Source organism: Helicobacter sp. 11S02596-1 (assembly GCF_002272825.1).
GTDB lineage: Bacteria > Campylobacterota > Campylobacteria > Campylobacterales > Helicobacteraceae > Helicobacter_J.
This window is the reverse complement of the sequence record NZ_MLAM01000014.1, coordinates 43031-51510: the sequence shown is the minus strand read 5'-3', so window position 1 is coordinate 51510 and position 8480 is coordinate 43031. Positions and strand designations below refer to the sequence as shown.

Genomic DNA, 8480 nt, shown 5'->3' with positions numbered 1-8480 from the left:
CCCATACACCCCATAAGGTAGATATAACAAATACCCACGCGCATTATTCTATAAATTAATACAGAAAAATAAGCCAAACGATCGATATTTTAGGCTTTTAATGGGTGTTATTGATGATGGGTGTATGGGTGTATGCTTGGTTATAGGCTATGGTTAGGTTGTGTTGGTGGGTGGGTTTGTTTGAAGAAGCAATGGTTTTTAAGGAGAGCAACTCCCAGCAAAACCCATCACCCCAGTAAAGAGAAAAGCTTAAAATTTTTAACCTTTTAAAAACCATTAAAACCCACCGAATCAATAGACTTTTTTTCCTTTGAGATAGACTTCTTTTGGTAAGACATTCCCCAGCTCATTGGCGGGCATATTGAAAATATCTTTGTCTAGGACTTGGAAACTCGCTTCATAGCCAACATCTAGCTTCCCAATATCTTTGAATCGTGCGATTTTCGCCCCATTTAGCGAAAGCATAGCCAGCGCTTTTTGAATATCTAAGGCTTCTTCTTGATTCATATCTTGATGATTGGCACTCACACGATCTACGCTGGCTTGGAGCGTGTAATACAAATTTTCTGGCTCTGCCCAGAGTGTCGCTGGTGCGTCGCTAGAGAGGCTTGTGAGGACATATTTTTCATCCGTCTTGACCCCATAAGCAGTTTTTAGCAACTCAGGGGCGAGATTGCTTCTATAGGCTTCATATTCGGCAAACAAAAATATCGGCTGGGGAGCAAGACCAAAAGACATTTTTGCTTCTTTCATTTGTTTGAGTTGGGACTCTGAAAGAATGGAGGCGTGTTCCAATCGCACGCTTGGGGTATCTTCCAACCAAGGCTTGATGTCTTTGAGCGTGTCAATAAGGAATTGAATCGCTGCATCCCCCATCACGTGAATTGCCATTTGCATTTTCAGATTTCTCGCATAGCTAACAGCCTCCATCAACTCCGCTTCATCTATCAGCTTCATCCCTCTGTCGTTGGAGTTGAGATAATTTTGTTTCATAAATGCGGTTCTTCCAGCAATGCTCCCATCGACAAATAGTTTGATGCCAGCAATGGCAATATCCCCTTCTTTTCTCGCAGGGATAGGCTTTTTGCCATTTTTTTTGATCTGACTCCACGCATAGTAGAGCCCTACTTTTTGATTGAATCCTCGCTTTTTTGCTTCTTCATAGATCGCAAGACTATCTAATTCACCAGAGAAACACCACATATCGCATACCCCGCTGATTCCTAGTTTGTCGTATTTCTTGCCTAGTTTAAGCAGTTGCCTAACGACATCTTCAAAGGTTTGGGGAATTTGTTGATTCTTGATTAGTTCGGTTGCCCCAGGTTCATAAAAGACACCATCAGGTTCGCCATTTTCAAATCTTCCGATATGCCCGCCTTTGGGGTCTTGCGTGTCTTTGGTGATACCTGCTAATGCCATTGCTTTGGAATTAGCCACAACGATGTGATAAGAGGAATGCCAAATCAAAATAGGCTGTTTTTTTGAGATTTTGTCCAAGTCTTTGCAAGTTGGGGCTCTTTTTTCTTTGAGGACAAATTCATCATAGCCATAGCCTTCGATCCATTGGTTTTCATCGCCATTATTTTGTGGGGATTTTTTGAGTGCCTCAATGATGTCTTCAATAGAATTTACCAATGGGGGCAAACACGGGGTGCATTCAATGTTTTTGGCAACCATCGTTGGATGGGTGTGTGAGTCGATAAAAGTCGGGATGACGATGGAATGCTCTAAATCAATAGCCTCAATGCCCGCAATTTCTTCATCTTTGCCAATCCAGCAGATTTTCCCATTCTCCACACCCATTGCTTGGAAAAAATTGTCTTTTTCTTTAAATATTATACCATTTTTAAAGTATTGCATTTTATTTCCTTTGTGTTGGTGTTTTGTTTCACGTTTGTAGTGATATAAAAAATATACCAGTAAAGTATTAATGACATTCATATAATTTTTATCACAAGATTGCTTTGATACATTCGGTTACTTACCTGAAAAATGGTGTTGGATTTTGGGGTGTTGGTTCTGTTTTTTAGTTTTTGGCATACCTTTTTGGATAAATTTTTTGTAGGCAGAGCAGAGGCTTTATATATATTTTTATATAATGATTATTTATCTTTTTTAAATTAAACCCGCGATATAATATGCAATTATTTTAACAAGATAAGGAGATTTTATGGCTATTTCAAGACGAAATATGTTGAAAGGGAGTGTTGGCTTGGCGTCTTTGGGCGCATTGGCTTCATCGCCTCTTCAAGCAGTTGGGGTGTTTAAAAAAACCGAAATGATCCCACACGCAACGCATTTTGGTCCTTTTGTGGCAAAGGTTGAAGATGGCGTGATTAAAGATATTATCCCTCAAAAAACCGATGCAAATCCTTCAATAATGATCAAAGCGATGATTGATAGGGTTTATTCAGATACAAGGGTCAAATACCCTTGTGTTCGCAAAAGTTATTTGGAGGGCAAAAGAAACAATAAAAAACTGCGAGGTAAAGAAGAGTTTGTCCGTGTGAGTTGGGATGTTGCCCTCGATCTTGTGGCTAAAAAACTCAAAGAAATCCCTAGAGAAAATATTTATAATGGCAGTTATGGGGGCTGGGGGCACGTTGGCAGGTTGCATAATTCAAACATCGTAGCCGGGAGGTTTTTTAACACAACCTTAGGCGGGGCTGTTGGCACAGATGGAGAATACAGCAACGGCGCTGCTGGGAGGGTGAATCCCACGATTATGGGCGATATGGAAGTGTATTCATTGCAGACCGCACACGAGGAGATGATTGCTAACTGCAAGGTTTATGTGATGTGGGGGACGGATTTGTTTAAATGCAATCGTATCGATTATGTGGTCCCCAATCACGTTAATGACGACTATTATCCCAAATACAAACAAGCAGGGATCAAGTTTATTTCCATTGATCCCATTTACACAGAAACCGCACAAATGTTTGGCGCAGAATGGGTAAAGATTCGCCCCAATACCGATGTGGCATTAATGCTTGCGATGATGTATTATCTCTATACATCGGGAAAATATGATAAAAAATTTATCGCAAAATATACCGATGGATTTGACAAATTTTTGCCTTATTTGTTGGGAAAAGATGGGGATAATACGCCCAAAACCCCTGAATGGGCAGCCCAAATCACTGAAATCCCTGCAAGCAAAATCAAAGAACTCGCTGATTTGTTTGTTTCTACTCGAACATTTTTGGCAGGCAATTGGGCAATGCAAAGAGCCCAGCACGGCGAGCAGGCTGATTGGGCTTTGATCGCACTTGCGAGTATGATCGGACAAATCGGTCTGCCTGGCGGTGGCTTTGGTTTCTCAATGCATTATGGCGGTGGCGGGCAGGCAAATTCTGGCTATCGAACAACGCCCGGGCTTTCTCAAGGCAGAAATCGGGTAGCAACCTCTATCCCAGCTTCTAGGATTTCAGAAGCCATCCTCAATCCCGGAAAAGAAATCAATTTTAAAGGCAAAAAGATCAAATTCCCAAAAATCGATATGGTTTATGTTTGCGGGGCTTCTTTGCTAGGTCATCACCCCAATACCAATGAACTCATCGAGGCCCTCAGGAGTGTCGATACCGTCGTAGTTCACGAGCCTTGGTGGACGCCTTTGGCAAAGATGGCTGACATTGTTTTCCCCTCTACTTGTACGCTCGAGAGAGATGATATTACCTCTGGGGGGACATATTCTAGAAATGTGATTTATGCGATGAAAAAAGTCATCGAACCTGTTTATGAATCAAGAGATGATTTTGAGATTTTTCGCCTTTTAGCCCAAAGGCTTGGTGGCGAAAAAGTAGAAAAACGCTATACGGGTGGCAAAACCTATATGGAATGGATCAAAGGATTTTATGAAAAAAGCGATGGTCCTGCGTTTAAGGAATTTGATGAGTTCTGGAAAGATGGGTATGTCGAATTTGATATTTCTGAAGATGCCAGAAAATATGTTCGCCACGCTGAATTTCGTGCCGATCCCATCGCTAACAAGCTCGCAACAGAGAGCGGGAAAATCCAGATTTATTCTGAAAAATTTGCTTCTTATGGGTTGCCTGATTTTAGAGGCTATCCCACGTGGTTTGAGCCAGCTGAATGGCTGGGAGCAAATGAGGCAAAACGATACCCTTTCCACTTGCTTTCTCCACACCCAAGATACCGCGTGCATTCCCAGCTTGATAATACGTGGGTCAGGGATGTTTATAAGATCCAAGGGCGTGAGCCGGTGATGATTAACACACAAGACGCCCAAAAACTCGGTATCAAGCACGGCGAAATCATTGAGGTTTTTAACGCTAGGGGGCGATTGCTTGCCGGAGCTTTTGTAACCGATAATATCCGTCCGGGGGTTGTTGCCATTCAAGAGGGGGCGTGGTATGATCCCGAAGATCTCAAAGCCAAAAAACCCCGTTGCAATGCGGGGCACGTCAATGTGCTGACTTCTTCGCGCCCTACAAGCCAAATGGCACAAGCAACATCAGTGAATACGGCTTTGGTTGGTATCAAAAAACTTGGGAAAGACGAGGTTGTCCGACCTTATCAATCTGTTTGTGTCCCTGCAATCATAGGAGCGTAACGATGAAAAAAATTTCTTTAATTCTTGTATTTTTGGCGTGTTCTTTGTCTGCTCAAACCCTCTATGTGATGGATAATACCAATGTTTATAGCAAAGATGGAAAAACCATCATCGGAACGATTGCACGAGGCACGCCAGGTGAGCAAGTTGGCGAGGCGGATGGAAAAATCGTTATCAAGGTCAAAGGCTATCTCAAAGATGGGGATAAACACACCCTTTATGGGACAAAAAACCTTGAACTCCCGTTTATCAAACTCAAAGTTGGTGAAGTGGATTCTGATACCCTAGAGGTCGCTCTCCCCAAAAAAGAATTGAATCCAGATCAGGCTGAAGCTTGGGCAGATGCGGAGTTTCTTTATTATGATACCTGTTCGATGTGCCATTCTGCCCACGCTCCCAAAGAACACAATATGATGGAATGGGATGGGCTTTTTACCACGATGAGAGCTTTTGCAATGCCCACAGATGAAGAAGCTGATATTATCATCCAATACCTCAAGGCACACGCTACTGACGGCTATGCCACCGATGATGAATAGATCTTTTTGAAGCTGATTTGGTCGTTGGATTTGATTGGCTGATTTTTATTTCTTCAAAGCGATAGGTTTCGCACAGCCCGTGCGAGGCTTGTTGCCAATGACTAATTTATGGCAAAACCCCAACCAATCTCTTTCTCCCAAAAAATAACAAGCAGGCTGTCTATCAGATACCCATAGGGATAGCGGTATTTGCGATTAAAAAAATCATTTTCTTTGATCTAAAACAAGAGGGAAAAACAAGGATGCGCTATACTCACCAATTCAACATCAAAATTTACAGAAAGGCTTATTTCGATGAACACATTTGATGCGATTGTTATTGGATCAGGGCTTGGGGGTTTGAGCTGTGCAGCGACACTTTCTAAAGCGGGCAAGAAAGTTTTGGTATTGGAGCAACATAGCCTTATTGGGGGCTGTGCGACTTGTTTTGAACGCAAAGGAATGAAAGTCGATGCGGGATTGCACGAGCTAGATTGGGGCAATCCCAAAACAGATATGAAACATCTGATTTTTAAAAAATTAGGCTTGGACAAAAAAATACAAATCGTCAAACTCCCTAGCGTATGGACTATCAAAACCCAAAAAGAAACCCTTACTATCCCTCACGGCATTGAAAATGTCAAATCCGTTTTGAAAGCAAAATTTCCCAATGAGGCAAAGGGGATTGACACCTATTTTAGGAAAATCAAATTTCAAGCGTTCTTGGCACGCCGATTCCCTTGGGATATGGGCTGGGTAGAATTTTTCTTCGCTCCTCTTAGCACGCTGGTGTTTTTCCTCAAAAATATGATTACTAATGATTCTGTTGGTAAGGTTTTGGATAGTTGTATTCACGATGATCGCCTCAAAAAAATCCTCAATGCCAATATCAGCTATTATCACCACGACCCTTATGCGTTTATTTGGAGTTTTCACGCTGTGCCTCAAAAGCATTATTATGATGAGGGGGTTTATATCAAGGGTGGCTCTCAAAGCCTTTCAGACGCATTGACGCAAATCATCACCGAAGCTGGCGGGCAGGTGCGAGCAAACTGCGAAGTTAGTGCGATTTTGACACAGGATCAAACCGCTGTGGGTGTGGTCTATCGGGACAAAAAGACTCACCAACAAATCTCGCTCAAAGCCTCTAAAATCATCGCCAACTGCGATCCGGCTATCGTGTATTCTTCGCTTTTGGATAGTTATATCGACACCCGTGCAGATACGGAGATAACAAAAGATTTTTCCATCACGACTTCTTTGGTCTCTGCGTATTTGATTTTTGATAAAAATCTTTCCGTGCTTTATCCGGATATGGATTACAACACGTTCATTTATGATGAAGCGATGCTGACTTCATCGTTTAAAGACACCAAAATCAGCGACGCCCCGATTGAAAAACGCCCGCTCGCTTTTATTAATTATTCCAAAATCGATAATGGCTTGAGTGATTCAGACGATCGGTATTTAGCCGTGGTTGCGGTATATAGCTACTTTGAAGAATGGGATAATCTGGAGAAAGCTGAATACAGAGAAAAAAAGCGCCAACTCCTTGAGGCGATTCAAGCACGGCTTGAGGAAATGTTTGCTGGTATTAATAATCATTGTATCCACGCTGAATTGGCGACACCAAAAACCATCGCACGCTATATCAAAACCCGCAAAGGCACGCCTTATGGCTACGATCAAGACATAGAAGGCTTTATTGGTCGGGAAAGATTCAAGTCAAAAAGTGTCAAAAATCTTTATTTTGCAAGTGCCTTTGGTGCGCCTGGAGGGGGATTTACGGGTGCGATTTTGGCAGGGTATCGAACAGCTCATAAAATCCTTGACCCCTATATGTATCCCAAGCGCATTGGCGTGATTGTTTTGGTATGTGTTGTGATTGGATGGGTGATTGGGATTTTGATGGGAAGTTAGGTTGAGAGATGATTTTGGTGAGATTTGATTTGTGCGGAAATATTAAAAATTATTTAGCAAGTATTTAAAAGAAACAAATTCAAAACTGGTCGGAGTAGCGGGATTCAAACCCACGACCTCACCCACCCCAAGGGTGCGCGCTATCAGGCTGCGCTATACTCCGTTACCAGGCTGGAATTATACATTAAAAACCCTTAAATTTTATTTTTTTGAAGCGTTTTATAAAATTTTCACCCCAAAGCAACCTGCAAATAATTGGTAAATAATCACCAAATATAGTCGCAAAAAATGGAATGTTTCTTGCTTTTTCAAGCATAGAAATGCAATGCTTAAGCTTGCGATTTAAGGAGAATTTATGGCGATTCAAAGGCACTGGATTCAAAGATGTTTTGCTAAAAAACACTTCGGCAATCTTTTTTTGATAGCGTTGCTGTTGTGTTTGTTTGGCTTGAAACTCCAAGCAGAAAAAATAGGCGACATCGCTAATATCGTGGGCGTGCGGGATAACCAGCTCATCGGCTATGGTTTGGTCATAGGACTCAATGGGAGTGGCGATAAAACCAGCTCAAAATTCACAATGCAATCCATCGCCAATATGCTTGAAAGCGTGAATGTAAAGATTTCTCCTGAAGATATCAAATCCAAAAATGTCGCTGCAGTGATGATTACCGCTTCTTTGCCTCCTTTTGGCAGGCAGGGCGATAAGATCGATATCCAAATATCTTCAATAGGTGATGCCAAATCAATTGAGGGAGGCACGCTGGTGATGACACCTCTGAGTGCTGTCGATGGGAATATCTATGCTATCGCTCAAGGGGCGGTTGCACTGGGGAGTTCGCAAAATCTGCTTTCAGGAACCATCGTAAATGGCGCAACCATCGAACGTGAGGTGAGTTACAATCTCTATGACAAAACTGGGATGACCTTGAGCCTCAAAAAATCGAATTTTCAAAATGCTATCAAGATCCAAAATACCCTCAATGAGGTCTTTGGCGAGCAAATCGCTGTGGCGATTGACCCACGCACTATCAAAATCGCCCGCCCCGAAAAACTCAGTATGGTCGAATTTCTCGCACTAGTTCAAGAGGTGAATGTGGATTATTCCAATCGAGATAAAATCATCGTCGATGAAAAGTCAGGCACGATCGTTGCAGGCGTGAATATCGTTGTGCATCCTGTGGTGGTTACGAGCGGGGATATCACGATAAAAATCACCAAAGAACCCCTTGATGAAGCGCAGTCGCAAAAACTAGACAATGATACGATGTTTGATCCCAAAGAAAACACCTTGAGCTCAAACGGCAAACTTGCGACCATTTCTAGCGTTGTGAAGGCATTGCAAAAAATGGGGGCGAGCCCAAAAAGTATGATTTCTATCCTAGAAGCAATGAAAAGAAGCGGTGCGATCAGTGCTGAAATCGAGGTGATATAATGCAGATAGATGTGAGCAATGCGACCAATCTTTA

General features: G+C 42.3%; 6 protein-coding genes and 1 tRNA gene. 4 read left to right on the top strand and 3 right to left on the bottom strand.

The genetic code is table 11. From position 1 onward, the window contains the following. Positions 1–97: 97 nt before the first annotated feature. Both BJI48_RS08305 and BJI48_RS08300 read right to left on the bottom strand, forming a co-directional pair. The gene (locus BJI48_RS08305; protein WP_143428792.1) at positions 98–295 is read right to left on the bottom strand and encodes a hypothetical protein; all 198 of its coding nucleotides are present in this window, start codon (positions 293–295) and stop codon (positions 98–100) included. After that, the gene (locus BJI48_RS08300; RefSeq protein WP_180763098.1) at positions 292–1860 is read right to left on the bottom strand and encodes an amidohydrolase; all 1569 of its coding nucleotides are present in this window, start codon (positions 1858–1860) and stop codon (positions 292–294) included. The genes BJI48_RS08305 and BJI48_RS08300 overlap by 4 nt, the downstream gene beginning before the upstream one ends. Before the next feature lie 310 nt (positions 1861–2170). Between BJI48_RS08300 and BJI48_RS08295 the strand changes: the two genes are divergently transcribed. From BJI48_RS08295 to BJI48_RS08285, 3 genes are all read left to right on the top strand, one after another. Next, the gene (locus BJI48_RS08295) at positions 2171–4576 is read left to right on the top strand and encodes a molybdopterin guanine dinucleotide-containing S/N-oxide reductase (protein WP_095333915.1); all 2406 of its coding nucleotides are present in this window, start codon (positions 2171–2173) and stop codon (positions 4574–4576) included. 2 nt (positions 4577–4578) lie between these two features. Further along, positions 4579–5115: a hypothetical protein gene (locus tag BJI48_RS08290; RefSeq protein WP_095333913.1), complete on the top strand. Its 537-nt coding sequence runs from the start codon at positions 4579–4581 to the stop codon at positions 5113–5115. Positions 5116–5409: 294 nt separating this feature from the next. Further along, positions 5410–7014, top strand: coding sequence for an NAD(P)/FAD-dependent oxidoreductase (locus tag BJI48_RS08285; protein WP_095333911.1), 1605 nt, complete (start codon positions 5410–5412; stop codon positions 7012–7014). Between the two features lie 86 nt (positions 7015–7100). Here the strand turns inward: BJI48_RS08285 and BJI48_RS08280 are convergent. Further along, positions 7101–7177, bottom strand: a tRNA-Pro gene (locus BJI48_RS08280). A gap of 192 nt (positions 7178–7369) precedes the next feature. On the opposite strand from BJI48_RS08280, the gene BJI48_RS08275 reads away from it, so the two are divergent. Next, positions 7370–8446, top strand: a complete 1077-nt coding sequence (locus BJI48_RS08275) for a flagellar basal body P-ring protein FlgI (protein WP_095333909.1) — start codon at positions 7370–7372, stop codon at positions 8444–8446. Positions 8447–8480 lie beyond the last annotated feature (34 nt).